This is a genomic window from Nostoc sp. 2RC (assembly GCF_014222165.1).
GTDB classification, from domain to species: Bacteria; Cyanobacteriota; Cyanobacteriia; order Cyanobacteriales; family Nostocaceae; genus Nostoc; species Nostoc linckia.
In genome coordinates, this window is record NZ_JACKZU010000862.1 from 1 (window position 1) to 232 (window position 232).

General features: G+C 50.0%; 1 pseudogene. It reads left to right on the forward strand.

Features of this window, described 5'->3' with window-relative positions:
* Positions 1-232, forward strand: a pseudogene (locus GNE10_RS35285) (23S rRNA (adenine(2503)-C(2))-methyltransferase RlmN); the annotation flags it as partial.

Below are 232 nucleotides of genomic sequence, written 5' to 3' on the forward strand. Positions count from 1 at the left end.
TTTCTGTATTCTCTAAACAATGGCGGGCTGCTGTTGCCGATGTCCCCATTGGACGTTCTACCATTCACCATCGGTCTGTGGCCTCGGATGGGACCGTTAAGTATCTCCTACAACTGAGCGACGGTGAAATCGTGGAAACCGTTGGTATTCCTACAGACAAGCGGTTGACAGTCTGTGTTTCTACCCAGGTAGGTTGTCCGATGGCTTGCGATTTCTGTGATACTGGTAAAGG